We start from the raw sequence: 23,829 nt of genomic DNA, 5'->3' as shown, positions 1-23,829 counted from the left end.
AAACACCACCCCCACCCCCCCCCCAACAACTAGTTCGTCGACTTGTTGGGGGGGGTCAACCGCTTACACCCGGCGCCCCCCCCCCCTCCCGCGCCCGCCCCACGCGCGAAACCCGAGCGCATCGGCTGATCGATCCCAGGAAAAGCAATCATGTCAACACGGATCAGGGAAAGCCGGGGCCAGGAAATGGTCCTGACGGCGGCGGTGGCCGTCGTCATCGTCCTGCTCTCCCTGCTGCCGATGCTGCGTCTCATCAAGGAGATCGTGGCACCAGGCGGCACGCTGTCGGCCGCAGCGATCAAGGCCGGGCTTGCCAGTCCCGCGACCTGGATCGCGACATGGCACACGCTGGTCGTCGGCGTCAGCGGCACCCTGCTTGCGGTGCTCTCGGGAACGCTGGTCGCCGTCCTCATCACGCTGACCGACATACGCGGCCGCAGCGCCCTGGTGCTCTGCTATGTCATGCCGTTGATGATCGCGCCGCAGGTGACGGCGCTGGCCTGGCTGCAATTGTTCGGCCCGGCAAGCCCGTTCCTCAAACTGTTCGGCGCGGCACCGCCGCTCGGCACCAAAAACCCGCTCTATTCCACATCGGGCATCATCCTGCTGCTCGGCGTGCAGTATGGGCCGCTGGTCTTCCTGCTGGTGCGGGCGGGCCTGCGCAAGCTGCCGCGCGAACTGGTCGAGGCGGCGCGGGCGGGCGGCGCCGGCTGGTTCACCGTGCTGGTCACCATCGTGCTGCCACTGATGACGCCGTCGATCATGGCGGCCGCGGCACTCGCCTTCGTCTCCTGCGTCGGCAATTTCGGTATTCCGGCCTTCCTCGGCATTCCCGCCAACTACCTCGTCCTGCCGACGCTCATCTATCAGAAGCTGGCCGGCGGCGGCCCGGCGGTGCTGGGCGAAACCGCATTCCTGTCGGTGCTGATCGGTATCATCGCCATGGCGGGTATTCTTGCCCAGGAGGTCATGAGCCGTCGCCGTGATTATCGCATCAGCTCCACATCGCTGGCGGCGGAGCCCTATGAACTCGGCCGCTGGCGGCCGGCCGTCCAGGCCGGCATGTGGCTGCTGATCGTGGCGGTGCTGTTCCTGCCGCTGTTCGGGCTAGTGCTGACGTCGCTGGTGCCGGGCTACGGCATCGCGCTTACCGCCAAGACGGCAACCTTCGACAATTATCGCTTCGTGCTGTTCGAGCATGATGCGGCCAGCCGCGCCTTCTTCAACAGCTTCTGGCTGTCGATTGCCGCCGCCTTCTTCGCGGTCCTGGTCGCCGTGCCGATCGGCTATTTGATCGCCTGGGGCAAACAGCGCTGGGTGCGGCTGCTCAATTTGTCGATCGAACTGCCCTACGCCCTGCCCGGTGTGGTGCTGGCGATCGCCTCGTTGCTCCTGTTCCTGCGGCCGATCCCGCTGACCGGCATCCATCTCTACAACACCGTCTGGATCATCCTCTATGCCTACCTCGCCCGCTTCCTGGTGCTGGCGTTGCGGCCAACCATCAGCGGTTATCACCAGATCGACCGGGCGCTGGAGGAGGCAGCGCAAGTGGCGGGCGCCGGGCTGTTCACACGCATGCGTACGATCATCTTTCCCTTGGTAGCGCCGGCGGCGATCGCCGGCGGCCTGCTGATCTTCATGACGGCGCTGAGCGAACTCACCGTGTCGGCGCTGCTGTGGTCTTCGGGCTCGGAAACGATCGGCGTCGTCATGTTTTCCTTCGAGCAGGGCGGCGATTCCAACTACGCGGCGGCGATGTCGGTCATCACGGTGGCGGTCACCTTCGTGCTGATGCTGGTGACCAATCTGCTTGCCCCCTACCTTCCGACCGGAGTGCTGCCATGGCGCGATTGAGCCTGGACAATGTGACCAAGAGCTTCGCCAATTTCGACGCCGTCAAGGACGTGTCGATCGATGTTGGTGACGGCGAGTTCCTGGCGGTGCTCGGCCCCTCCGGCTGCGGCAAGACGACGTTGCTGCGGCTGGTGGCCGGATTCGAGAAGGTGACCTCAGGCGAGATCCGCATCGGCAGCGAGGTCGTGTCGGGCAAGGGCGGCAGTGTCGCGCCGGAGAAGCGGCGCGTCGGCATCGTCTTCCAGAACTATGCGCTCTGGCCGCACATGACGGTGGCCGAGAACATCGGCTATTCGCTGAAGGTTGCGAAGCTCGACAAGGTGGTCGCGCGCAAGAAGGTCGAAGACGCGCTGGCGCTGGTCAATCTGCAGGGGCTGGGCGAGCGCCGGCCGGCCAATCTCTCCGGGGGCCAGCGCCAGCGCGTGGCCCTTGCACGCTGCCTTGTCGCCGCGCCCTCGCTGGTGCTGTTCGATGAGCCGCTCGCCAATCTGGACGTCCATCTGAGGGCCTCGATGGAGGACGAGTTCTCGTCCTTCCACAAGCGCACCGGCACGACCATCGTCTACATCACCCACGATCAGGCCGAGGCGATGGCGCTGGCCGACAGGATCGCGGTGATGGACGGCGGGCGCCTCGCCCAGTTGGCGACGCCGCGCGAGCTTTATCATGAGCCGGCAAATGAAATGGTGGCGTCCTTCATTTCGCAAGGCATTTTGCTGCCCGTCGAAGTGCTGAGCGCGGAGCTGGCAGGCCACTGCAAGGTCCGGGTTCTCGGCGCTGAACTGGTTGTGCGCTGCCGGCCTGGCGAGCGGCCGAGGGCCGGGGCAAAGATCTGCTGCCGGTCAGCCGATCTCGACGTGTCGCCAGACGGCCCAGGCTTCAATGGTCTGGTCAAGCGGGTAATCTACCAGGGCGGCGCGGCACGCATCGAATTCACGCCTTCGACCGACCCCAGCCTCACCCTGCATTTCGAACAGCCCGACCCAGTCATGCTGGAGAGCGGAGCCCAGGCGCGTCTGCGGATACGATCCGGCTGGCTGATCCCGGCAGCGGGGGCGGCATCGTGATGATGCTCGACCTGCTCGGCGGCTTCGGCGAAAAAGGCCGCACCAGTCTTGCTGTCAGCAGCGGCAACGATCGCATCCTGCTCGACGTCGGCATCAAGGTCGGCGCCTCCGGAGCGGAATATTATCCGGCACTGAACGGGTTGGTCGCCGACATCGATGCGCTGTTCGTCTCGCATGCGCATGAGGATCATGTCGGTGCACTGAGCTGGCTGTTGTCGCGCGGCTATGCCGGCCCGATTTTCATGACGGCCGAGACCCGCGACGAGGCTCCGGCGACACTTGCCGGTTATGCTGATCCCGAGGATTTCAGGCAGTTCCCCTTTCCGAAGGACCGCATCGAATTGTTCGAACCGGGGGATACGCTGGAGAGCGGCAATCTCTCCATCCGGACCGGACGGTCGGGGCATGTCGTGGGCGGCGTCTGGTTTGCCGTCGACGATGGCGAGAGCCGCGTTGCCTATTCCGCCGACGTGGTGCCGGACAGCAACGTGTTCGTCATGGACACGATCCCACACTGCGACCTGCTTGTCCTCGATGCGTCCTATGGCGCCGATCCGGTGCCAGGGGCGGCACGGGCCCAAGCCATTTCGGACTGGATCGCGAAGCATCCGCAAGGGTGCCTCTTGCCGACACCGCTTTCGGGGCGGTCGCTGGAGCTGATCGCGGCCTTGCCGGGACCGTTTGCCATCCACGCCGGCATGCGTTCGTCCCTGGAAGCGCAGATCGGCGCCACGGCAGCCTTGTTGCCGGGTGTTTCAGAGTTTCTGCGACGCCGCTTGCGGGAAGCAGCCGACTGGACCGATGCCGATCCCCTGCCGTCAATGCCGTTGCTTGCTGATGACGGCATGGGTGAGGCCGGCCCATCGTCACGGCTGCTGCCGCGCGCGAGCGAGACCGGGCTTCCAGTACTGCTCACCGGGCATCTGCCTTCAGGTTCACCAGGCGATCTGTTGCACAAAGCCGGCCGGGCGGACTGGGTGCGCATGCCCACTCATCCGACGCTGTCAGGCAATGTCGATATCTGGGAGAGGGCCGGGCGTCCTGCGGCGCTCGGTCACTCCTGCGCCGCCGAACTTCTCGGCGATCTCAAAATCCATATCCCATCGCTGCGCACACAATACCGCACCGGCCAGCGCATCACGGTTCCGGAGGCCAGAAGACGATGAGAATTCTGATCTGCAACGACGACGGCATCGAAGCGCCGGGGCTTGCCCGTCTCGTCAAGGCCGCAAGCGCGTTGAGCGACGATGTCTGGGTGGTCGCGCCCGACGGCAAGCGCACCGCCGCCGGTTCGTCCTTGACGATCGCCAGGCCCTTGACGATGCGGCGCACAAAGCCAGGCTGGCATTCCTGTTCCGGCACGCCGGCCGATTGCGTGGTGAGCGCGATGACGTGGCTGTTTGCCGATGCGCGGAGACCGGACCTGGTGCTGGCGGGCGTCAATGACGGCCGCAACGTCGCCGAAGACCTCGCCTATTCCGGCACACTTGGCATTGCGCGCGAGGCGACCTTCTGGGGCGTGCCGGCCATTGGCTTTTCGCGTGTGAAGAATCCTGATTTCACCGATGCCGACGACCAGTGGCTGGGTGAGCTTATCGCCTCGTTGTGGCAATCGCGCGCCGACTGGGCGACGGAGGGGCATTGGTTAAGCGTCAACCTGCCGACCGCGCTGCCGGCCGGAATCCGCCAGCCGCGCATTGGCCGCGACAAGATCGCCCGCAAGGCCGAGATCGTGGAGAGCGATGGTGATCGCACCGTCATCACTGTCCCGCGCGGGCGGGCTCATGCGAGTGAGCCGGGCGACGAGAACGAGGTGATCGATGCCGGCCTCGTCAGCATCAACCGGCTGAACTGGTTTGGCGAAACCCGGCTGGATGACCGGTTTCTGGATGGGATTCAGCGCCATCGGCAAAGCTACTAGCTGATTTCAGGTCTGGATCGTCGAGTTGCTTGAGCCGCGCCAGCATTTTGGTGACGCACGGCCCGTGCGAGCGCAGATCACCAAGCTGTCACCGGTCAAATTGCGTCAATCCCGTGCTTATGCTTGAAGCCGCCTTTATTTCATTCCACATCGGGCGCAATGAACGGCAAGATACGAGAATGGTTTCGCAATTGGCGATGGGCCTTAGCCGCATCGCTGATCCTGCATGCCTTGATCTCAGCGTTCTTGTTCTTTGGCCTGCCGAGATCCGAGCAGCAGCCGGATCAGCAGGAGCAGCCCGTCAATGTCGCGATCGTGCCGCCGCCCGAGAAGCCTAAGCCGCAACCTACTCCAAAGCCACCGGAGCCGACACCTGAAAAGAAGGCTGAAAAGCCGCCTGAACAAAAGCCGCCTCTGGAACCGCCGAAACCGCCAGACGACCAGATTCTGAAGCGCGTTTTCCAATACGGCCAGAAAGATACCGGGCCCGAGAAATCGCTCGACGGAAGCAGCGCTAAACCCAACACGCCGTCGCCGGCCAAGGATGAGGCGGCGAAGCCGCCTGAAGCACCGACGCCCGCGCCGACCCAGCCCGCCTCGGCTGCAACGCCACAACAGAATGCAGAGCCCAGCAAGCCCGATGAGAAGCCGGCCACCGTTGCGCCGGACGCCAAACCTGCGCAAAACGAGGAGAAGCAGGAGACCGAGGACACTGACAAACAGCAGCCGGACAATCAAAGGCTCGCACCGCAACCCGCCGAAAAGCAAGCGGTCGTGACGCCAAAGCCATTGGCGGCTGAGACCGCTGGTAAGCCGGCGCCCCCGGCCTCAACTGGAAAGGCAAAGCCCAAACCTGCCAAGACAATGGCGTTTAAACCCGCAAGAGCCTTCAAAGCGCCGATCGGGAATGCTGGAAGGTCAAATCCCACCAACAACGACGTTGCAGGATCGCCGATCTATTCCGGCCTCCCGGGCGTCAGAAAGCTTTACTCGCAGGGGGCAACCGGCAACGCGTTCGCCACAAGCTCCATGGATAATGTGCCGCGCGGTCAGCGCGTGGCCACCCTTTGCGGCAATGTTCTGAGCCGGGAACTGCAAAGTGCCGACTATCCGGTCAAATGGGTGCCAACCATTACGCTGGACAAAGGCAATGTTCTCAATCCTACTCAGGCCGCCTTCAGCACCAGAAATACCTGGTATAATCTAAACTTCCGGTGTGAGGTCGATCCCGATGCGACGAGGGTCCTATCCTTCAACTACCGTGTGGGATCATTAGTCCCTCCTGGCGAATGGGCCAGCCGTGGATTCACTAAGTATCCGCTAAATTAGGCCGGCACGCCGAGTCCGGCCAATTGCCGGCTAACTTCTTGCCAATCGCCGCAGACGAAATTGGCGCCCGCCGCCGTCAGTCGCGCGCAGTGCTCGGCATAAGTGTGACCGCCACCGGTATAGCCGATCGCCGTCATGCCGGCCGCGACCGCACCCTGGATGCCGAATGGCGAATCCTCGATGACGATGCAATCAGCCGGGTTGGCGCCCATCTTGTCGGCGGCGAAGAGGAAGATGTCCGGTGCGGGCTTGCCGTTCTTGACCATCGAGGAGCTGTAGATCGCATCGCCGAAAAACATTGCCAACCCGGCAACGGCAAGGCTGTGGTTTATGCGCTCGACGGAGGATGAAGAGGCGACACAGCGGTCGCCGGCAAGCGCCCGCAGAAATGCGGTGATCCCGGGTGTCGGCTTCAACTCCTCGGAAAACAGCACTTTGGTCTCGGCCCAGATGTCGCCGTCGGACGCTGCCGGAAACTGGTGCCCGGTCAATTCCCTGATCTTGGCGATGATGTCGGACTGCTTCATGCCGATGCACTGGGCGATGATGCCGGTGTTTACGCCGGGCATGCCGTGCTTTTCATAGACGCGCTCGTAGGCCCGTGCGGCCAGCGGCTCGCTGTCGACGAGAACGCCGTCGCAATCGAAAATGATAGGCCTTGATCGCGCCACGCGCTTTCCTTTCGAGTCAATTTCGCACATCGCTATCGGCAAAAAGTCAAATGTTCAATAGCGCGGGTGTTTTGGGCCACAAGCCGGCAGTTCAAAGCTGGCGCAGCGCATCGCTCGCACGGGAAGTCCCGAGCGCCCGTTGCATGGCTTGCCGGGACTGTGCGCGATCCGGCGTGATCCAGTTCGGTTCGGCGCCGAGGAAGCGATCGAGGAAGGCCACCGCATAGGCCGGCATCTCGGTCACGTTCTCGCGATAGGACCACCAGGTGCGCAGATCGTCGGCGCATTTGTCGATGCTCGGCGCTGTGCCGAATTCCTGCTCGTGGATCGCCGAAATCACCGAGACGCAGTAGTTGGTGTAAAGGAACCCTTCCGGCCAGAAGCGGACGATTTCCAGCGTGCCGGCATTCGTTTCCGTCTCGATCAGCTGGGTGAGGCCGGAGATTTCCTTGGCCGGCGCCTGCTTTATCAGTTCGCGCAGCACGAGGCCGGCGGCAAAGACGATGAAGTCGGCGCGGTCGATCGCGGCGAAGCGCTTCTGCGCCTCCATGATTTCGACCCAGTCGAGAAAGGCCCTGGTGAGCTTGGCCTCGTCGATCTCGAAGCGCACGCCGAACGTGTCCGAGACCACCTTGGCGCTGCCGCGGAAGGTAGCGCGGAACCAGCGCAATTGCCGCAACCGATGGCGAAGGTCGGGCATCAGGGCCAGTTCGTCCCTAAAGGGCAGATCCATATTCCGCGTATCCTGTTTCCCGGTCAGGGTAGCACAACGGCGCCGTCGCCGAAATCGGTTGACGGCCCCTGTGGATGAATGGTCGATGCCAATATCATACATATTGACATTCTTGGAAACAAATGTTCTCACTTTGCTGTTGTCACGCGTCGGTCCAAGGTGCGGTTCAACTGAGGCTTCGGGAGGAGAACCGAATGGCGATTTGGCAGTGGGGACTGCTTCTGCTGGTTATTGTGTGGGCGCTGCAATCGCTCGGCGTCTGGCTGCAGATGCGACACTATTCGGACGTCTTCAGGGGCGTCACCGACCAATACAAGGATGGCTTCGTCGGAGCCGGCAATTTTCGCGGTCGATTGGCCAAGGGCACTATCGCGCTCGTCGTGGTGACACCCGATCTGGTCGTGCGCCGCCTGATGGTGATGAGCGGCCGTTCCGTGTTCACCAAGTTCAAAAGACATGAAGAGTTCGAGGGCGTTCCCCTCGATCGACTCCGGTCCAACCCTGTAATCATGGGGGAGGGGGAACCCGGTGTGGCCGAGGCCGTGAAACGGGCGATCGAACAGATCGACAAAACACGGTCGGAGCCGGGAAAGAAGCCGGGCCTGTCCGGTTTGAACGTAGCAAGGGCCTAGAGGACGAGAGGACGCCGCGCACCGACTGGGATCAACCGGCGGGCGGCATAAGGAGGAGAGATGTCTGTATTTTCGTTGTTGGCGCAGCATGCCGATATGGCCGTGCACAATCTGCATGTCGCAGGTGCCATGGTCTCGGATGCTGCATTGCATGGCAAGCTCGCCGTCGAGCATGCCTCTGACCATCTCGTTGTCCTTGCGCAAGCGGACAGCGGACCGATCACTGTCGATCAGTTCAAGGAAAAGCTGAAGGACGTCCAGCAGGAAGAGCAGCTCGGCTGGCTGACCGCCATCGGCAAGTACTTCATCGGCATCTTCCAGAAGGGCGGCGAGGTGTTCGCCGGCTTCGTCACCGGCATCATTCCGACGCTGGTGGTGCTGATGACGGCCTTCTACGCCGTCACCGAACTGGTCGGTGAAGAGCGTGTGCATGGCCTGGCGCGCGGCGCCGGCCGGATCGCGCTGACCCGCTACACGCTGTTGCCGCTGCTGGCGGTGTTCTTCCTCACCAATCCGATGGCCTACACGTTCGGATCGTTCCTGGAAGAGAAGCACAAGCCGGCCTTCTATGACGCGGCCGTGTCCTATGTGCACCCGCCGCTCGGCCTGTTCCCGCACATCAATCCCGGTGAATATTTCGTCTGGGGCGGCATTCTCGTCGCGCTGCTGGAGCTGGAGAAGAAGGGCGTCGTCGTCGCCGGTTACCACGTCAAGGTGGCGATCTGGTACGCCATCGTCGGCCTCGTCGTCATCCTGCTCAAGGGCATGCTGACCGAACGCATCACCGCCATCATGGCGCGCCGCCAGGGCGTCGAGCTGTAAGGGCGGGGAGGACATCATGGACAAGATATACAAAGCCGTACAGATCTCCCAGGGCAAGACCGGCTGGGGCGGCCCACTGGTCATCGAGCCGACCGCGCAGCGAAGCAAGGTTGTTTCGGTGACTGGCGGTGGCATTCACCCGGTGGCGCAGCTCATCGCCGACATGACCGGTGCCGAAGCCGTCGACGGCTTCAGGGCGCCGCCGATCGAAAGCGAGATGGCGGTGGTCGTCGTCGATTGCGGCGGCACCGCACGATGCGGCGTCTATCCGCGCAAGCGCATCCCGACCGTCAACCTGACGCCGGTCGGTCAATCCGGGCCGCTGGCCCAGTTCATCACCGAGGACATCTACGTTTCGGGCGTAAAGCCGGCCAACATCAAAATGGCGGACGGATCCGAAACGGTCACCACTGCAGGGGGAGCAGCAGCGATGGGTTCGAGCAATAGCAATGCCACTGCGGTACCACAGCCGTTGCCAAGCGAGGGTGGGCTGATCGGCCTCATCAGCTCGATAGGCCGCGTCATGGGGCGTATCGTCGGTATCTTCTTCAATGCCGGGCGCCGCACCATCGATCAGGTCATCCGCAACGTGCTGCCGTTCATGGCCTTCGTGACCATGCTCATCGGTCTGATCCTGTACACCGGCATCGGCGATGTGCTGGCACAGCCGATGGGGCCGCTGGCCAACAACATCGTCGGCCTGCTGATCATCTCGGCGATCTGCGGCTTGCCGTTCCTGTCGCCCATCCTCGGGCCGGGCGCTGTCATCGCGCAGGTCATCGGCGTTGCCATTATCGGCCCGCAGATCGCCAACGGCACGATTTCGCCGGCGATGGCACTGCCGGCGCTGTTTGCCTACAATACCCAGGTGGGCTGCGACTTCGTCCCCGTTGGTCTGGCGCTCGGTGAAGCCAAACCGAAGACGATCGAAATCGGTGTTCCGGCGGTGCTGATCAGCCGCCAGATCATGGGACCGGTCTCGGTGCTGATCGCCTGGATCGTCAGCCTGGTCGTGTTCTGAAGCAATTCCAGGAAAAAAGTGTGAAACGGTTTTCCGTCCGGAATTGCGTCAAAACAAAGAGATAGAGCGGTTCACCGCTCTAGGGATTATTGGAAAATGAGGTTCGCCATATGACGGTTCTTTTGAGAACACGGGTCACTGCCATCGGACCCGAAGTGGCGGACCTCGCCGAAGCGGGCGTGGTCATCCTGTTTGCGGATGGCTCGCCGCCGGAGCTTGCAGAGGTTTCGGTGCTCCATCAGACCGAGCAGGGACCGAGTGACGGAGCGCCCGCCAAGGGCGCTTCGATCACCCTCGGCCCGGTTTCAGCTGTTATAACCGCGGTCGGCTCCAGCGCATGGAGCAAGGTGCTCGAAATGGGCCATGTCGTCATCTCGTTCAACGGCGCCGACGAGGCCGAGAGGCCGGGCGAGATCTGCGCATCGCCAGTCGATACGCAAGCGCTCGTGGCCGCCCTGAAGACGGGCGCGATCATCACCATCGCCGCCTGACAGCATTCGCGTCGCGTTCTATGTTGGGAGCGGCGCCCAAAACCAGAGTATTTGCCATGGAACGCTCGACCATTGTCAGAGTGCATGAAGGTTTGCACGCCCGTCCCGCGACGCGGTTCGTCAAGCTCGCCAAGGGTTTCGAATCCGATGTCGAGCTGGTCAAGGATGGCAAGGCGGTCAGTGCCAAGAGTTCGGTCAAGCTGATGCTGCTGGCGGTCAAGGAGAACCAGGAAGTCACCGTGCGGGCGAACGGTGCCGACGCGATCGAGGCGATCGAGGCGTTGATCGGTTATCTCGAGAATCCCAAGGCGGGCCTGGATGATGAAGCCGAGTCGCAGAGCCCGGCGAATGCGGCCGGGCAGGACATGGCACCCGCGTCAGTGCCAGAATCCGAGTCGGCGGCACCTGGTCGAGCAAACGGCCTGCGCGGTGTAGCCGCAAGCGAAGGCTTCGCCATCGGCCCGGCCTTTGCGCATTTCCCGCCTGATATCGCGGGGCAGGGCCGCATGTTGCAAGCCGAGGAGATCGCCGGTGAGATCGACAGGTTCCGCGCTGCTGTCGCCGCCGTCCAGGCGCGCATGGACGATGCGTTGGCGCAGGACAGCCTGTCGGCCGGAGACCGCGGCATCGTCGCCGCGCTCCGTGACATCGCCGCCGACGACAGCCTGACCGGCGAGGCCGAGGGACTGATCAAGGGCGGCAACGATGCGGTCTCGGCCGTCATTACCGCGGCCTCCACCATCGCCGCCGATTTCAGCGCCGTCGATGATCACTATCTGAACGCGCGTGCGGATGACGTTCACGCAGTCGGCCGGCAGATCTGCCTGGTGCTGCTTGGACAAGACGATGTCACCCTCGAAAACATCCCCGAGGGCGCCATCCTGATTGCCGACGACATCGGCGCCTGGGATCTCGCGCGTGCGCCGCTGAAGCGCATCGGCGGCGTGGTCTGCGGCCATGGCGGCGCGACCTCGCACATCGCCATCATTGCCCGCTCGCACGGTATTCCGGCGGTGCTCGGCCTCGGCGACCAGGTCAACGCCCTGCGCACCGCGCGAGAAGTCGCGCTCGACGGCAACGCCGGCCATGTGATCATCGATCCCGACGAGGCGACCCGCGCCGACTTCGCCGGCCGCGTCGAAGCGGCGGCGAAGGAGCGCGCCGGGCTGACCGTCTTCAAGACGGTGACGCCGAAGCTCGCCGACGGCAGGATCATCGAGGTTGCGGCCAATATCGGCTCGCTTGAGGAAATCGAGGCAGCACTAGAGGCTGGCGCCATGGGCGTCGGCCTGTTCCGTACCGAGCTTCTGTTCATGCGCCATATGCATCTGCCGTCGGAAGACATGCAGGCGGAAACCTATGCGGCGCTGGCCAAGGCTTTTGCGCCGTACCCTGTCATCGTGCGCACGCTCGACATCGGTGGCGACAAGCCGATCGCCGGCATCGAATTTCCCGATGAGGAAAACCCGTTCCTCGGCTGGCGCGGTATCCGCATGTGCCTCGACCGGCCCGATATCTTCAAGCGTCAGCTGCGGGCGCTGCTGCGGGCGGCCGTGCATGGCAACATCAAGGTGATGCTGCCGATGATCTCCGACATATCAGAGGTCAGGCAGACGCGGGTTCTGGTCGAGGAATGTGCCGCCGAACTGAAAGCCGAAAGGGTGCCGCATGCGACGTTCGATCTCGGCGTGATGATCGAGACCCCCGCCGCCGTGCTGATCGCCCCGGCTTTAGCCAAGGAGGTGGCTTTCTTCTCGATCGGCACCAATGATCTCACCCAGTATATCATGGCCGCCGACCGGCTGAACCCGACAGTGGCAAAGCTCAACGACGTCACCAATCCGGCCGTCATGTCGGCGATCGAAATGACGGCCAAAGCCGGCGTCGCCGCCGGCATCATGGTCGGCATGTGCGGCGAGGCCGCCGGCCGTCCCGACCTTATTGCGACGTTCGTGAAGATGGGGCTGACCGAGCTTTCGATGAGTCCTGCCTCGATCCAGCGCGCCAAGAAGACGATTATGGCGATGGCGGCGGAAGGCTAGCCGAAGTCTCGACAATTACGGCAAATGGGCAAGCAAGGTGGCGAAAACCGGTGTCAGCTCAGCGATCGGGCTCGCCTTGGCGCAGGCCTGAACGATGCGGTCGTGACGGATATCGGCTGCCAGGATCGCGATCTCCAGCATATCCGGTTCCGGCGAACCGTCCCTGCCGGTGGTTGCCAGGCCGCAGGCCAAGGCGAGCGGCGCCAGGCAGCTTATGTCGAGCGCTTGGCCGCCCACCGCCGGCGTTTCCGGCGCGGTCTCGGCAAAGCGAACGGGACGCTGGTTGAGGCACTCGACCAGCAACGCCGAACAAATGGCCGCGATCGCCTGCAGTCCGGCGTCAGGCGCGGCCAATGCAGCCAAAAGGTCGCCATGCCGCTTGCGCATCGTGACATGGACGGCCGCAAAATCGGCTTCGTGGATGCGGGCATTGTCGATTTTCAGACCGGCAAGCACCGCCTTGGTCAAATAATACATATCGCGCCGGAACAGGCGCTCCGCGCTCAGCTGGCGATCCTCGTTGCCGACCGGGAAATAGGTGCCGAGGCCCTTTACCGTCGTGCCGTCCACCTTTATCGGGCGCTCATGCGGGACGAAGGATTCAGCGATCGACAGCGCTTCGTCGACGGCACTCGCGGCGTGGCTGAGCAGGCCCTCGATGCCCTTGCCCGGAAAGGGCGGCAGATGGCTGGTTGCTTCGCGCAGGACACTGGCGTCGCCGCTGCCGTCATGGCGGCTCTGGCGGATCGCGTCGCGAACTTCCCGCAGCCGGTCCTTCAGGTTGACGCGGACATCTTCGGAGATTTGTCGGAGCATCGCGGATTGCCTCGAAATTGCTGCGGATGGCCGCCAACAGGGGGTGGCCATCACCTCTACATTGTTCCTATCGATTGGTAGATCAATAGGCGATACTAGACCAGCATGCAGAATCGGCGACGGCGCGCTCGTCCATCGCCGCAGGGGGAGACACAGGCGTGGGCAGGCGACGACAGGGCGAAAGCGAAAACGGCCGGGGCGAGGCAACCGAGCAGGTCGCCAGCGAAAGCCGGACGGATCGCCTGAGGATTCGCGCCGCCTGGATGTATTTCGTCGAGCAGATGACGCAGAATGAAATCGCCGATGTGCTCGGCGTCGGCCGCGTCACCATCGTGCGCATGCTGGCGGACGCCCGCGCGCGCAACGAGGTCAAGATCAGCATCGAGAGCGAATTGTCGGAAATCGTGCGGCTTGAACGCGCGCTGGAAAAGACTTTCGGGCTGCAGCAGGCGCTGGTGGCGCCGCTTTCCACGCCCGACGCCGATCCGTTACCGGCAATCAGCGCCAAGACCGGCAGTTTCGTGTCAGATACGATGAAATCCGGCATGCGTGTCGGCGTCGGCTGGGGCCGAACGCTGTTTTCGAGCCTGCCCTTCATCAGCGCCAAGTCGCTCACCGACTTCAAGGTCATTTCGCTGCTTGGCGGCGTCGGCGTCGTGCGGCGCTACAACCCGGCGGAGTTCGCCTGGCGCTTCGCCCAAATCTTCCAGGGCGACGGCTATCTGATCCCGACGCCGGCCGTCGTCGACAGCGTCGAGACCAAGATCGCGCTGGTCGAGCGCTGCGGCCTGCAGGAGGTTTTTGAGATGGCCAACGTGCTTGATGCCGTTCTGCTGAGCGTCGGCGGCATCGCCTCGGCCACCACCTTTTCACGCGGCGGCTTTCTTAAGGAAGCGGATCGGGAGGCCCTGCTTGCGCGTGGCGCCGTTGGCGACCTTCTGTTCCATTTCTTCGACCGCAATGGCGATCTGGTCGACCATCCCGTCAACAGCCACGTGATGTCGGTGGATGTCGATCGCCTGCGCAAGGCGCCGATCCGCATCCTCACCTCCGGCGGTGCGGAGAAGACCGAGGCGCTGCTCGGCGCCATGACCCTCATCGCGCCGACGATCCTGATCACCGACGAGGAGAGCGCTCGGCGCATGCTGGAAGCGGTCAGCGGAAGCTGAAGCTATCCGTGATGTAGTCCGGCCAGGCCTGCTGTTCATCGAAAACGGCAGCGAGATCTGATGTGTCCGCCAATATCCCACTCAAAACTAGCGCCGTGGCGATGCCAGCGCTGTTTCCTCCTGATATGTCGTGCTCGACGCTGTCGCCGACGCAGACCACGCCATGGCGCTCCGGCTCGCCGGCCAGCGCCAGTGCAGCGTCGAAAATCGCCTTGTAGGGCTTGCCGATGCGGATGACGTTGCCGCCAAGGCTTTCGTAGAGATCGGCGATCTCGCCGGCGCCGTAGCGGGGTCCGACCGCCGTCAGCATGATCCTGTCGGGATTGGTGCAGAAGCACGGCACCCGCCGCGCCGCTGCCGGGGCAAGCAGCCGGCGATAGTGATCGAGGTCGTAGCGGTCGCCCTCGCTGGCCGAGATCAGCACCAGTTCGGCGTTGTCGCCTGTCCCGGTCAGCACAAAAGGCAGGCCCTCGATCGCCGAACGGTCGTCGTCGCGGCTGATCAGCAGGCATTTTGTCCCCGGGCGCAGCTTTCCCGATTCCGCCATGTCATTGAAGGATCGCCACGCTACCTCGCCGGAAGAGACGAAATGGTCCCAGCTTCCCGGTTCAAAGCCGAGTTTCATGAGCCGGCTTTCATTGGGTTGGGCCCGCTTGCCGGAATTGGAAATCAGCACCACGGTCTTGCCGGCGCGCTTCAGTGCCGACAGGGCCGCCACCGCGTCCGGATAGGGCCGTGTTCCGTCATGCAGCACGCCGAACTGGTCGAGCAGGAACACGTCGTAACGTTCCGCCAGCGGCCCGATGCCCTCGAGACGTTCTACGTTTTTCGTCCTCATAGGAACTCCGCCTCGCTTGCACCCTGCAGCGCCAGCCGCGCCGTGCCGGCGGCGGCCTCGTCGGAAAGCGCGGGCAGAAAGTCGACGCCGAGCTGGCGCTGCCGGATCGCCGTCCAGGTCGGGTTTGCCGCGCCGCCTCCGACGCTCCTGACCGACGTCAGTGCGGGCGCACCAAGTTCGGCAAGCCGGTCATAGCCAAGCGCTTCGATCGCGGCGATGCCCTCGAACATCGCCTTGAGATAGCCGGCATCGTCCGCTGGCCGGGGTGTGAGGCGTGGCGGCAGCGCGGGATCGGCGATCGGGAAGCGTTCGCCAGCGGTGCTGAGCGGGTAGTAGTCAAGGCCTGTCTCGGTCGTGGGGTCGATTGCCGCGCTGAGTTCGATGATGCGCGCGAGCGGAAAATGCTGCGCCAGCACCTTGCCGCCGGAATTCGACGCCCCGCCGGCCAGCCAGGTGTTGCCAAGCCGATGGCTGTAGATGCCGAAGCGCGGCGCCGAGATCGGCCGGTCGGACAGGATCTTGATGGTCAGTGAGGACCCCAGCGCGGTGACGCCGTCGCCGATGGCCGCGGCACCGGTGGCCAGGAACGAGGCGCAGCCGTCCGTCGTTCCGGCGACAACGACCACATCGCGCGGCAAGCCGAACTGCTCCGCGGCGGCAGCGGTGAGAGCGCCGGTGACCTCGCCCGGTTCGACGACGCGCGGCAGCAACTCCATGCGCATCCCGGCCGCCGCGATCCAGTCCGGCCAGCGCCGGGCCTCGACGTCATAGCCTGTCTTCAGCGCATTGTTCTCGTCGCTGATATCGAAGCGACCGGAGAAATTTCCGGCGATCCAATCGGCCTGGTGCAACATCTTCGCGACGCCGGACAGGCGCTGAAACTGGAGTGCCTTGGCAAGCCCTGATGTTGGGCCGTGCGCAGCACTTGCAGCCGGCGCCGCGCAGGCGATTGCGGCCAGGATGTCGTCGTCGGCGACCTTGTCGTTGTACATCAGCGGTTCGGCCAGAGGTCGCCCGGCGGCGTCGACCGGCAGCAGCGTGCCCGACGTGCCGTCGACGGCGATGGCGCCGACCGCTGCACGGTCGATGCCGGAAAGCAGTTCGATCAGCGCCGCCTCGACCGCTTGCCACCATGCCGCCGGGTCGCGGCCATCACTACTGAATCTGTCGAGCGGAACAGCCGAATGCCCGGCAATGGAGAAATCTGGGCGCATGGCCACGGCGCGCGCACCTGACGTGCCGATGTCGATGCCGATGGCAAGTGGCATCATGGCATCTGTCCTTTGCTCTATGTTCGTTTGAGCATGATCTTTTCCGAAAACCGGTATCCACTTTTCGGGATCATGTTCTAGCCGCCGGCCGCGTTGAGCTTCTGGCGATACTGTTCGGCGTCCCAGTTGACCAGCTCGTCATTCTCGGCGGCGGTGAGATAGTTCAGCCGCGCCGCAATGTCTATGCGCGCCGTCACGTCGGCGAGGCAGCGTTGCATGGCGTCGGCGCCAGCACTGGCATCGCCGCGCATCAGTACGCCAGCGCCGGGAAACAGGATCGCCGCCGGCGCCGTAGCCAGCCGTGCGATAGTATCAGCCACAGTCTCGCCGGGTCCGGCGACGACGGAGCCTTGGCCGAGGAAAATGACGTGGTCCGGATAAAGGCTACCGGCCTCCGCCATGCGACGGCTCTCCGGGTCGAGCGCAACCGCATGTGCTTCGACATCGGCCGGCAATCTGTAGCCACTGTCGCCGCCAAGCACCGCCAAGGTGGCAAGGTCGGGCGCGGCGGTCGCGCGCGCCGGCCGGGCCAGCAGGGACCTGACGCGATGCAGCAGAAGCTCCGCCCCCACGACGGTTTCGGCGGCGACGACCAGCCCGTGATTGGCAAGGATCAGCACGTCGACATCAGGCCGCAGTTTTTCGGCAATGCCGCGGGCAAGTGGCAGGCCCGGCCGGAAATAGGGCACATAGGCCCATTCGATGCCATCGAGCCGCCTGGCAACCTCGGCCTCGCCATCGGTCTGCACGGCAAGCGAGATGGTGTCGACGCAGTGGACATGCAGAACGACGCGCTGCGGCATCAGGGCGTGCACCGTGGTCTCGATCGACGGACGCAAGCCGCGCGGATTGAGCGCCGCAATGGTGAAGCCCTGCGGCTGGTCGGCGGCGCGGTCGCGCTGTTCGACGGCCCTGAGCAGCGGCGTCATCGCCACCGGCACCATGATGTCGTCGGTGAGCGCATCCTTCAGCCAGGTGCCGGAGGCCTTGATCCACAACGTGTCGCCGGCTTTCAGCGAGGTGTTGCCGCCTGCCGCCTGGGTCAGATGCGGGCTCTGCCCGATGCTGGCCGAAAGCGCCCGCAAGGCGGCTAGTTCCTGCGCGTCAGCTTGGGTTGCCATGGCGCTTTTCCTCCAACGGCTCGGCCGTGTCCTGCGCGAAATCCCGTTGCCGGGATCGAACTGGCGCTGATATCGCAGATGCGAGTGATCTACGTCAATAGTGATCTACTATCATCAAAACCCGCTTGCAATCTGGCTAATGTTGAGTAAGTTGCGCCAATTGCCATGGAAAAGGGCACTCGGGAGGAAAGAGTGAGCGACTCCGGCCGTCAGCGTCAGATCGTCGAACTGCTGCGGGATCGCCCGTTCGCCTCGGTGCGCGAGCTTCAAGAACGGCTCGGCGTTTCCGCCGCGACGGTCAGGCGCGACATCGACAGGATCGACGAAGCCGGCGAAGCTCGGAAGGTCTACGGCGGCATCTCGGCGCTTGACGGGGCTTCCCAGGCGGGCGTCGCCTATGCCAGGCCCTATGACGAGAACCGCGACCTTGCGGTCGAGGCCAAGCGGCAGATCGCAGCTCTCGCGGCGACCATGGTGCGCAACGGCGACGCGGTCATCGTGCATGGCGGCTCGACCTGCTTCCATCTCGGGGTCAAGCTCGCCGAGCGCAGCATTCGGCTCTATACCAATTCGATGCCGCTGGCGGCCTATTTGAGCGACCACGGCCACTGCAGCCTGACCGTTGCCGGCGGCGAACTGCACCGTGAGCCGGGCATCATCCATTCACCGACCCAGGCCGTGCCCTTCTACGCGTCGAAGTTCTTTCTCGGCGCGCAAGGCATTGGCCAGGAAGGCGTGCTGGAATCGCATCCGCTGCTGGTGCGCTCCATCGTCGACCTCAGCCTCTGCGCCGACCAGATCGTGGTGCTGGCCGACAGCCGCAAACTGTCGATCCATGCGCGCAATGTCGCGCTGCCGCTTTCCCGCATCGGGACGCTGGTCACCGACGACGGTCTCTCCGACACCGATGCGCGCATGCTCGAGGACGCCGGCGTCATGGTGCGGATAGCCTCATCCTCGGGAGCCATCCAGTGAAGGTGGCCGTCCTCGATTTCGGCAAGACCAATTCGAAGCTGTTCGTCTTCGGTCAGGACGGGCGTATTCTCGACGAGCGCCGGACACAACCGAAATGGGTGCGCCAAGGCGGCTTCAGCGTGCTCGACGAGGCAGCGCTCCACGATTGGGCGCTCAATGCCGTTGCCGATGCGGCCGACAGCCATGGCGTCGAGGGGCTGATGATGTCGGGCCATGGCTGCACCTTCGCCTTGATCGACGAGGCGGCGCTGACGCACCCGATCCTTGATTACGAGCAAGAACCGCCGGCCGAGATTGCCGCGCGGATCGATCGTTGCATTCCGGACTTTGCCGAAACCTTCTCGCCGCGACTGCCGCTCGGCTTCAACTACGGTCGCCACATGCTGTGGCTGCAGGAGGTCGATCCCGGCGCGTTCGCTGCGGCGAAATCGATCCTCGGCTATCCGCAATACTGGAGCTGGCGCCTTGGCGGGCGAGCGGTCTCGGAAGTGTCCTATCTCGGCTGCCACTCGCATATGTGGGCGCCGCGCAGCCAAGACTTTTCCTCGCTGGTCGACGCCCAGGGCTGGCGTGACCGAATGCCTTCTTTTGAGCGCGCCGGCGCCGTGATCGGCGAACGGCACCTCGGAGGTTTGGCGCGGCCAGTCGCCATCCACAATGGCGTCCATGACTCGAATGCGGCGCTGCATGCCTATCGCCGGCAGGAGCTCGGCCCGGTCACAGTCGTTTCGACCGGCACATGGGTCGTCGTGCTCAACCCGGACTGCCCGCTCGATGCGCTCGACCAGGATCGCGACATGCTGGTCAATGTCGATGTCGATGGCGGCCCCGTGCCGACCATCCGCTTCATGGGCGGTCGCGAATTCGCGACCATAAGCGCTGGCTGGCAAGGCGCGATCGGCCTGTCCTCGATACAGAGGGTGATCGACGCCAGTGTCATGGCATTGCCGAGCTTCGCGCCCGGCGGACCTATGCCCGACCGTGCGGGCCGGCTGGTCGGGCGTACGCCCGATGCCGAGGAGCGGGCCGCCGTGGCGCTGCTCTACGTGGCGCTGATGGTCGATCTGTCGCTCGACCTGATCCATTCGCAGAACACCGTGATCGTCGATGGCGGACTGAACAGTGGCGGCCTGCTCGCCAGCCTGCTGGCGCAGCTGCGTCCCGGCCAGTCCTTCCTGCAGGGCGCCACACTGGAAGGCAGCGCCACGGGTGCCGCGGCGCTCGCCTTCGAGAGTGTCGGGCGGGAATTTGCCGCCGAAGTTCCGGAGCCGGTGCGTGCGTCGCGTTTCACCGGATTGGCCTTCTATCGCGATGATTGGCGTGCCTTCGCCATCGACCGGGGGATCGCTGGTGCGACGGCGGGAGGCGCACGATGAGCGCGGCCGCCAAGGTCGAGACGGCGCGCCAGCCGGTGCTGGAAATGCGACACATCTCCAAGACGTTCGGCGCCATCCGCGCCTTGCAGGATGTCTCGCTCAGCGTTCATGCCGGCGAGTTGCACGCCTTGATGGGCGAAAACGGCGCCGGCAAGTCGACATTGATGAAGGTGCTTTCAGGCGCCTATCGGCCGGATGTCGGTGGCGAGATCCTGATCGACGGCATGCACGCCGCGACCGGCGATCCGATCAAGGCACGCGCCAGTGGCGTCGCGGTGATCTATCAGGAGCTGTCGCTGGCGCCCAATCTGACCGTGGCGCAGAATATCTTCCTCGGCAACGAGCCGCGCCGCTTCGGCATCGTCGATCGCGACCAATGCACCCGGCGCGCCAGGGAGATCATCGCGCGTCTCGGCGTCTCCTTCTCGGCCCGCGACATGGTCTCCAGCCTGTCGCTCGGCGAGCGCCAGCTGGTCGAGATCGCCCGCGCGCTGTCGACCAATGCGCGCATCATCGTCATGGACGAGCCGACGACGTCGCTGACCTCGCGCGAGACCGACCGGCTGTTCGAGGTCATTGCGACGCTGAAATCGCAAGGCATCGCCATCATCTACATCAGCCACCGCATGGAAGAGGTCTACCAGCTCGCCGACCGCGTCAGCGTGCTGCGCGACAGCGGTTATGTCGGCACGCTGGAGCGCGCCGATCTCAGCGCCTCGCGCCTGGTGTCGATGATGGTCGGCCGCGATCTGTCGGCCTTCTACAAGAAGGACCATCGGCCGCCGGATGCAAAGCGCGCGGTGGCGCTCTCGGTGCGCGGCATGTCCGACGGTCGTCTCCTGAAGAACTGCTCGTTCGACCTGCACAAGGGCGAGGTGCTGGCTTTGGCGGGTCTGGTCGGCTCCGGCCGCACCGAGCTTGCACGGCTGATCTTTGGCGCCGACAGGCGCACATCCGGCACGCTGGAACTCGATGGCAAGCCTGTAACCATCGGCTCGCCGCGTGAGGCGCTCGATGCCGGCATTGCCTATCTGACCGAGGACCGCAAGGAACTCGGCCTGTTCCTCGACATGTCGATCTCCGACAACATAAGCATGGGTGTGCTGGCAAGGGATTCGCGCGCCGGCGGCCTGCGCGACTTCGCGGCCGCCGAGAGGCGCGCTTCCAAGGCTGTTGCCGATCTCTCCATCCGCACCAGGTCGGTACAGGCTAATGCCGGCTCGCTGTCGGGCGGCAACCAGCAAAAGGTGCTGCTCGCCCGCCTGCTCGAAACCGAGCCGAAGGTCGTCATCCTCGACGAGCCGACCCGCGGCGTCGACGTCGGGGCGAAGTCGGAAATCTACCGGCTGATCGACAATCTCGCCAAGCAGGGCATCGCCATCCTGATGATCTCCAGCGAACTGCCGGAAGTGATCGGCGTCGCCGACCGCGTGCTGGTGATGCGCGACGGCACGATATCGGGCGAGGTGGCGGCATCCGAAGGCCATCCGCTCAGCCAGGAGAAAATCATGGAACTTGCAACGGGAGCGGCTCAGCAATGACCGACAAGGCGACCGAGATCAGCGCGGGCGGCCAGGCCACCGGCACGAGCCGGCGGTTGCGCACCGCAATCGCTGCCCTTGGCATGCTGCCGGTGCTGATCCTGCTGGCGGCCGGCTTCCAGTTCATGAACCCGCGCTTCCTGACCGAGACCAATTTGCTGATCGTCACCCAGCAATCGTCGATCAACATCGTGCTGGCGGCCGGCATGACCTTTGTCATTCTAACCGGCGGCATCGACCTGTCCGTCGGCGCCATCCTTGCCGCCTCGGCGATGGTGGCGGTGATCGTATCGCTGGTGCCCGATTGGGGCCTGCTCGGCGTGCCGGCGGCCATTCTGGTCGGCCTCGGCTTCGGCGTCATCAACGGGTTGCTCATCGCCTACATCAAGCTGCCGCCCTTCATCGTCACGCTGGGTTCGCTGACCGCTGTGCGCGGCGTCGCCCGCCTGCTCGGCCAGGACACGACGGTGTTCAATTCAGACCTGCCGTTTGACTTCATCGGCAACGGTTCGCTGTTCGGCATTCCCTGGCTGGTCATCATCGCGCTATCGGTCGTCGTGCTGTCCTGGCTGGTGCTCAAGCGCACCGTGCTCGGCACCTGGATCTATGCTGTCGGCGGCAATGCAGAAGCGGCGCGGCTGACCGGCATCAAGGTGCCGCTGGTGCTGCTTTTCGTCTACGGCGTTTCCGGCCTGCTGGCCGGTCTTGGCGGCGCCATGTCGGCGGCCCGTCTCTACGCCGCCAACGGCTTGCAACTGGGCCAGTCCTACGAACTCGACGCCATTGCCGCGGTCATTCTCGGCGGCACCAGCTTCGTCGGCGGCGTCGGCTCGATCTGGGGCACGCTGATCGGCGGCCTGATCATCGCCGTGCTCTCCAATGGGCTCATCTTGGCCGGCGTTTCGGACATCTGGCAGTACATCATCAAGGGATTGGTCATCATCGTGGCGGTCGCCCTCGACCGCTACAGGCTCCAGGCAGGAGCAAGAACGTGATTGACCTTAGTCGCCGGCGTCAACGACCGGTTTGTGTAACGCACCGTGAGAGGCGCGGGGCAATCGGAGGAAAGCAATGAAGACCATCGCCAAACTGCTCTGCGGCGTCGCACTCGCGTCGCTCGCCATCGCGCCTGCTTCGGCCAAGGACCTCAACAAGGTCGGGATCTCGGTCGGCCTGCTCGGCAACCCCTTCTTCGTCGCCACTATCAAGGGCATCGAGGACGCGGCCAAGAAGATCAACCCGAAGGTGGAGGTGACATCGGTGTCGGCCGACTATGACCTCAACAAGCAGGTCTCGCAGGTCGATTCATTCATCGCCGCCGGCGTCGACGTGATCATGCTCAATGCGGTCGACGCCAAGGCGATCGCGCCGGCGGTGAAGAAGGCGCAGGCGGCGGGCATCGTCGTTGCCGCCTTCGACGTTTCGGCGCCAGGCGCCGACGTCACGGTGATGACAAACAACGTCAAGGCGGGCGAAGAGGCGTGCCAGTACCTGGTCGACCATACGGGCGGCAAGGGCGATTACGTCATCCTCAACGGGCCGGCATCGTCGTCTATCCTGGAGCGGGTAAAGGGCTGCAAGAACGTGCTGGCGCAGCATCCCGACATCAAGATCCTCTCCGACGACCAAAATGCCGAAGGCTCGCGCGACGGCGGCCTGAAGGTATTCCAGTCGCTGCTCACCCGCTTCGACAAGATCGATGCGGTGTTTGCCATCAACGACCCGACGGCGATCGGCGCCCAGCTTGCGGCCAAGCAGCTCAACCGCTCGGAGTTCCTCTTCACCGCCGTCGACGGCGCGCCCGATATCGAGAAGGAACTCTCCTCCGGCACCTCGATGATCAAGGCGTCGGCCTCGCAGGACCCCTATGTGATGGCCGGCCAGTCGCTGACGATGGCGGCTGAACTGCTGGCCGGCAAGAAGCCAGCGGAGCCGACCGTGCTGCTTGACCCGAAGCTGATCACGGCTGAGAACCTGAAGGACTACAAGGGCTGGACCGCGGCCCGCTAAACGTCCCTCAGCAGCGTGGGGGGGGGGGGGGGGGGGCGGCGGGGGGGGGCCGGCGTCGGCGGGGCGGCGGGGGCGGGGGCGGAGGCGCGCGGCAGGCTGAAGGCGAGGGGGGGTGTGAATTGATTAGTG

At 64.3% G+C, this 23,829-nt stretch carries 22 protein-coding genes; 16 read left to right on the top strand and 6 right to left on the bottom strand.

What is annotated here, in order from left to right; all coding sequences use genetic code 11:
• Window positions 1-150 precede the first annotated feature (150 nt).
• From NKI73_RS31700 to NKI73_RS31680, 5 genes are all read left to right on the top strand, one after another.
• A complete protein-coding gene (locus NKI73_RS31700; protein ID WP_352635773.1) occupies window positions 151-1,854 on the top strand; it encodes an ABC transporter permease in 1,704 nt (567 codons plus the stop codon).
• Entirely contained in the window at window positions 1,842-2,921 is a 1,080-nt protein-coding gene (locus tag NKI73_RS31695; RefSeq protein WP_352635771.1) for an ABC transporter ATP-binding protein, read from the top strand. The genes NKI73_RS31700 and NKI73_RS31695 overlap by 13 nt, the downstream gene beginning before the upstream one ends.
• Window positions 2,921-4,087 carry an MBL fold metallo-hydrolase gene (locus NKI73_RS31690; RefSeq protein ID WP_352635775.1) on the top strand — a complete coding sequence of 389 codons (1,167 nt, stop codon included), beginning with the start codon at window positions 2,921-2,923 and terminating at the stop codon, window positions 4,085-4,087. The genes NKI73_RS31695 and NKI73_RS31690 overlap by 1 nt, the downstream gene beginning before the upstream one ends.
• A complete protein-coding gene (locus tag NKI73_RS31685; RefSeq protein WP_352635769.1) occupies window positions 4,084-4,842 on the top strand; it encodes a 5'/3'-nucleotidase SurE in 759 nt (252 codons plus the stop codon). The genes NKI73_RS31690 and NKI73_RS31685 overlap by 4 nt, the downstream gene beginning before the upstream one ends.
• Before the next feature lie 159 nt (window positions 4,843-5,001).
• Window positions 5,002-6,171 (top strand): DUF930 domain-containing protein, encoded by a 1,170-nt coding sequence (locus NKI73_RS31680; protein ID WP_352635767.1) that lies wholly within the window; start codon window positions 5,002-5,004, stop codon window positions 6,169-6,171.
• Here NKI73_RS31680 and NKI73_RS31675 read toward each other — a convergent pair.
• Together NKI73_RS31675 and NKI73_RS31670 are read right to left on the bottom strand one after the other, a co-directional pair.
• The gene (locus NKI73_RS31675) at window positions 6,168-6,842 is read right to left on the bottom strand and encodes an HAD family hydrolase (protein WP_352635765.1); all 675 of its coding nucleotides are present in this window, start codon (window positions 6,840-6,842) and stop codon (window positions 6,168-6,170) included. The two genes, NKI73_RS31680 and NKI73_RS31675, sit on opposite strands and share 4 nt — an antisense overlap.
• Window positions 6,843-6,933: 91 nt before the next feature.
• Window positions 6,934-7,575: a hypothetical protein gene (locus NKI73_RS31670; protein WP_352635764.1), complete on the bottom strand. Its 642-nt coding sequence runs from the start codon at window positions 7,573-7,575 to the stop codon at window positions 6,934-6,936.
• A gap of 194 nt (window positions 7,576-7,769) precedes the next feature.
• On the opposite strand from NKI73_RS31670, the gene NKI73_RS31665 reads away from it, so the two are divergent.
• From NKI73_RS31665 to ptsP, 5 genes are all read left to right on the top strand, one after another.
• Window positions 7,770-8,207 (top strand): transcriptional regulator GutM, encoded by a 438-nt coding sequence (locus NKI73_RS31665; RefSeq protein ID WP_352635762.1) that lies wholly within the window; start codon window positions 7,770-7,772, stop codon window positions 8,205-8,207.
• Window positions 8,208-8,267: 60 nt separating this feature from the next.
• On the top strand, window positions 8,268-9,029 hold the full coding sequence (gene srlA / locus NKI73_RS31660; RefSeq protein WP_013529328.1) for a PTS glucitol/sorbitol transporter subunit IIC: 762 nt from the start codon (window positions 8,268-8,270) through the stop codon (window positions 9,027-9,029).
• 16 nt (window positions 9,030-9,045) lie between these two features.
• Window positions 9,046-10,050, top strand: a complete 1,005-nt coding sequence (gene srlE, locus NKI73_RS31655) for a PTS glucitol/sorbitol transporter subunit IIB (protein ID WP_352635760.1) — start codon at window positions 9,046-9,048, stop codon at window positions 10,048-10,050.
• Window positions 10,051-10,160: 110 nt separating this feature from the next.
• A complete protein-coding gene (locus NKI73_RS31650) occupies window positions 10,161-10,541 on the top strand; it encodes a PTS glucitol/sorbitol transporter subunit IIA (protein ID WP_352635758.1) in 381 nt (126 codons plus the stop codon).
• 56 nt (window positions 10,542-10,597) lie between these two features.
• Window positions 10,598-12,583: a phosphoenolpyruvate--protein phosphotransferase gene (gene ptsP, locus NKI73_RS31645; protein ID WP_352635756.1), complete on the top strand. Its 1,986-nt coding sequence runs from the start codon at window positions 10,598-10,600 to the stop codon at window positions 12,581-12,583.
• Between the two features lie 15 nt (window positions 12,584-12,598).
• Here ptsP and NKI73_RS31640 read toward each other — a convergent pair whose 3' ends face one another.
• Complete coding sequence (locus NKI73_RS31640) at window positions 12,599-13,399, bottom strand: hypothetical protein (RefSeq protein ID WP_352635754.1); 801 nt, start codon at window positions 13,397-13,399, stop codon at window positions 12,599-12,601.
• A gap of 158 nt (window positions 13,400-13,557) precedes the next feature.
• Between NKI73_RS31640 and NKI73_RS31635 the strand changes: the two genes are divergently transcribed.
• Window positions 13,558-14,568, top strand: a complete 1,011-nt coding sequence (locus NKI73_RS31635; protein ID WP_352635753.1) for a sugar-binding transcriptional regulator — start codon at window positions 13,558-13,560, stop codon at window positions 14,566-14,568.
• Here the strand turns inward: NKI73_RS31635 and NKI73_RS31630 are convergent.
• From NKI73_RS31630 to NKI73_RS31620, 3 genes are all read right to left on the bottom strand, one after another.
• On the bottom strand, window positions 14,555-15,406 hold the full coding sequence (locus NKI73_RS31630; protein WP_352635751.1) for a TIGR01459 family HAD-type hydrolase: 852 nt from the start codon (window positions 15,404-15,406) through the stop codon (window positions 14,555-14,557). The two genes, NKI73_RS31635 and NKI73_RS31630, sit on opposite strands and share 14 nt — an antisense overlap.
• Window positions 15,403-16,677, bottom strand: a complete 1,275-nt coding sequence (locus NKI73_RS31625; RefSeq protein ID WP_352635750.1) for an FGGY-family carbohydrate kinase — start codon at window positions 16,675-16,677, stop codon at window positions 15,403-15,405. Before NKI73_RS31625 ends, NKI73_RS31630 begins: the two co-directional genes overlap by 4 nt.
• Window positions 16,678-16,754: 77 nt before the next feature.
• Entirely contained in the window at window positions 16,755-17,798 is a 1,044-nt protein-coding gene (locus NKI73_RS31620; protein WP_352635749.1) for a class II aldolase/adducin family protein, read from the bottom strand.
• Between the two features lie 192 nt (window positions 17,799-17,990).
• Here NKI73_RS31620 and NKI73_RS31615 point away from each other — a divergent pair, with 192 nt between their 5' ends.
• The 5 genes from NKI73_RS31615 (at window position 17,991) to NKI73_RS31595 (ending at window position 23,700) form a co-directional block, all read left to right on the top strand.
• Complete coding sequence (locus NKI73_RS31615) at window positions 17,991-18,773, top strand: DeoR/GlpR family DNA-binding transcription regulator (protein ID WP_352635747.1); 783 nt, start codon at window positions 17,991-17,993, stop codon at window positions 18,771-18,773.
• Complete coding sequence (locus tag NKI73_RS31610) at window positions 18,770-20,149, top strand: FGGY-family carbohydrate kinase (RefSeq protein WP_352635745.1); 1,380 nt, start codon at window positions 18,770-18,772, stop codon at window positions 20,147-20,149. Before NKI73_RS31615 ends, NKI73_RS31610 begins: the two co-directional genes overlap by 4 nt.
• On the top strand, window positions 20,146-21,690 hold the full coding sequence (locus NKI73_RS31605) for a sugar ABC transporter ATP-binding protein (protein ID WP_352635743.1): 1,545 nt from the start codon (window positions 20,146-20,148) through the stop codon (window positions 21,688-21,690). The genes NKI73_RS31610 and NKI73_RS31605 overlap by 4 nt, the downstream gene beginning before the upstream one ends.
• Entirely contained in the window at window positions 21,687-22,685 is a 999-nt protein-coding gene (locus tag NKI73_RS31600; RefSeq protein WP_352635741.1) for an ABC transporter permease subunit, read from the top strand. Before NKI73_RS31605 ends, NKI73_RS31600 begins: the two co-directional genes overlap by 4 nt.
• Window positions 22,686-22,761: 76 nt before the next feature.
• A complete protein-coding gene (locus tag NKI73_RS31595; protein ID WP_352635740.1) occupies window positions 22,762-23,700 on the top strand; it encodes an ABC transporter substrate-binding protein in 939 nt (312 codons plus the stop codon).
• Window positions 23,701-23,829: the final 129 nt, after the last annotated feature.

The sequence above is a fragment of the Mesorhizobium sp. M0496 genome (assembly GCF_040321205.1).
In the GTDB taxonomy this organism is placed as follows: domain Bacteria; phylum Pseudomonadota; class Alphaproteobacteria; order Rhizobiales; family Rhizobiaceae; genus Mesorhizobium.
This window is presented reverse-complemented; position numbering and strand designations above follow the sequence as displayed.

What these genes read in the sequence shown, in the direction of transcription:
- NKI73_RS31695 (WP_352635771.1), top strand. Translation starts at nt 1,842, where the DNA reads ATGGCGCGATTGAGCCTGGACAATGTGACCAAGAGCTTCGCCAATTTC.
- NKI73_RS31595 (WP_352635740.1), top strand. Translation starts at nt 22,762, where the DNA reads ATGAAGACCATCGCCAAACTGCTCTGCGGCGTCGCACTCGCGTCGCTC.
- NKI73_RS31625 (WP_352635750.1), bottom strand. Translation starts at nt 16,677, where the DNA reads ATGATGCCACTTGCCATCGGCATCGACATCGGCACGTCAGGTGCGCGC.
- NKI73_RS31620 (WP_352635749.1), bottom strand. Translation starts at nt 17,798, where the DNA reads ATGGCAACCCAAGCTGACGCGCAGGAACTAGCCGCCTTGCGGGCGCTT.
- NKI73_RS31640 (WP_352635754.1), bottom strand. Translation starts at nt 13,399, where the DNA reads ATGCTCCGACAAATCTCCGAAGATGTCCGCGTCAACCTGAAGGACCGG.
- NKI73_RS31600 (WP_352635741.1), top strand. Translation starts at nt 21,687, where the DNA reads ATGACCGACAAGGCGACCGAGATCAGCGCGGGCGGCCAGGCCACCGGC.
- ptsP (WP_352635756.1), top strand. Translation starts at nt 10,598, where the DNA reads ATGGAACGCTCGACCATTGTCAGAGTGCATGAAGGTTTGCACGCCCGT.
- NKI73_RS31605 (WP_352635743.1), top strand. Translation starts at nt 20,146, where the DNA reads ATGAGCGCGGCCGCCAAGGTCGAGACGGCGCGCCAGCCGGTGCTGGAA.
- NKI73_RS31665 (WP_352635762.1), top strand. Translation starts at nt 7,770, where the DNA reads ATGGCGATTTGGCAGTGGGGACTGCTTCTGCTGGTTATTGTGTGGGCG.
- srlA (WP_013529328.1), top strand. Translation starts at nt 8,268, where the DNA reads ATGTCTGTATTTTCGTTGTTGGCGCAGCATGCCGATATGGCCGTGCAC.
- NKI73_RS31670 (WP_352635764.1), bottom strand. Translation starts at nt 7,575, where the DNA reads ATGGATCTGCCCTTTAGGGACGAACTGGCCCTGATGCCCGACCTTCGC.
- NKI73_RS31690 (WP_352635775.1), top strand. Translation starts at nt 2,921, where the DNA reads ATGATGCTCGACCTGCTCGGCGGCTTCGGCGAAAAAGGCCGCACCAGT.
- NKI73_RS31680 (WP_352635767.1), top strand. Translation starts at nt 5,002, where the DNA reads ATGAACGGCAAGATACGAGAATGGTTTCGCAATTGGCGATGGGCCTTA.
- NKI73_RS31650 (WP_352635758.1), top strand. Translation starts at nt 10,161, where the DNA reads ATGACGGTTCTTTTGAGAACACGGGTCACTGCCATCGGACCCGAAGTG.
- NKI73_RS31685 (WP_352635769.1), top strand. Translation starts at nt 4,084, where the DNA reads ATGAGAATTCTGATCTGCAACGACGACGGCATCGAAGCGCCGGGGCTT.
- NKI73_RS31630 (WP_352635751.1), bottom strand. Translation starts at nt 15,406, where the DNA reads ATGAGGACGAAAAACGTAGAACGTCTCGAGGGCATCGGGCCGCTGGCG.
- srlE (WP_352635760.1), top strand. Translation starts at nt 9,046, where the DNA reads ATGGACAAGATATACAAAGCCGTACAGATCTCCCAGGGCAAGACCGGC.
- NKI73_RS31700 (WP_352635773.1), top strand. Translation starts at nt 151, where the DNA reads ATGTCAACACGGATCAGGGAAAGCCGGGGCCAGGAAATGGTCCTGACG.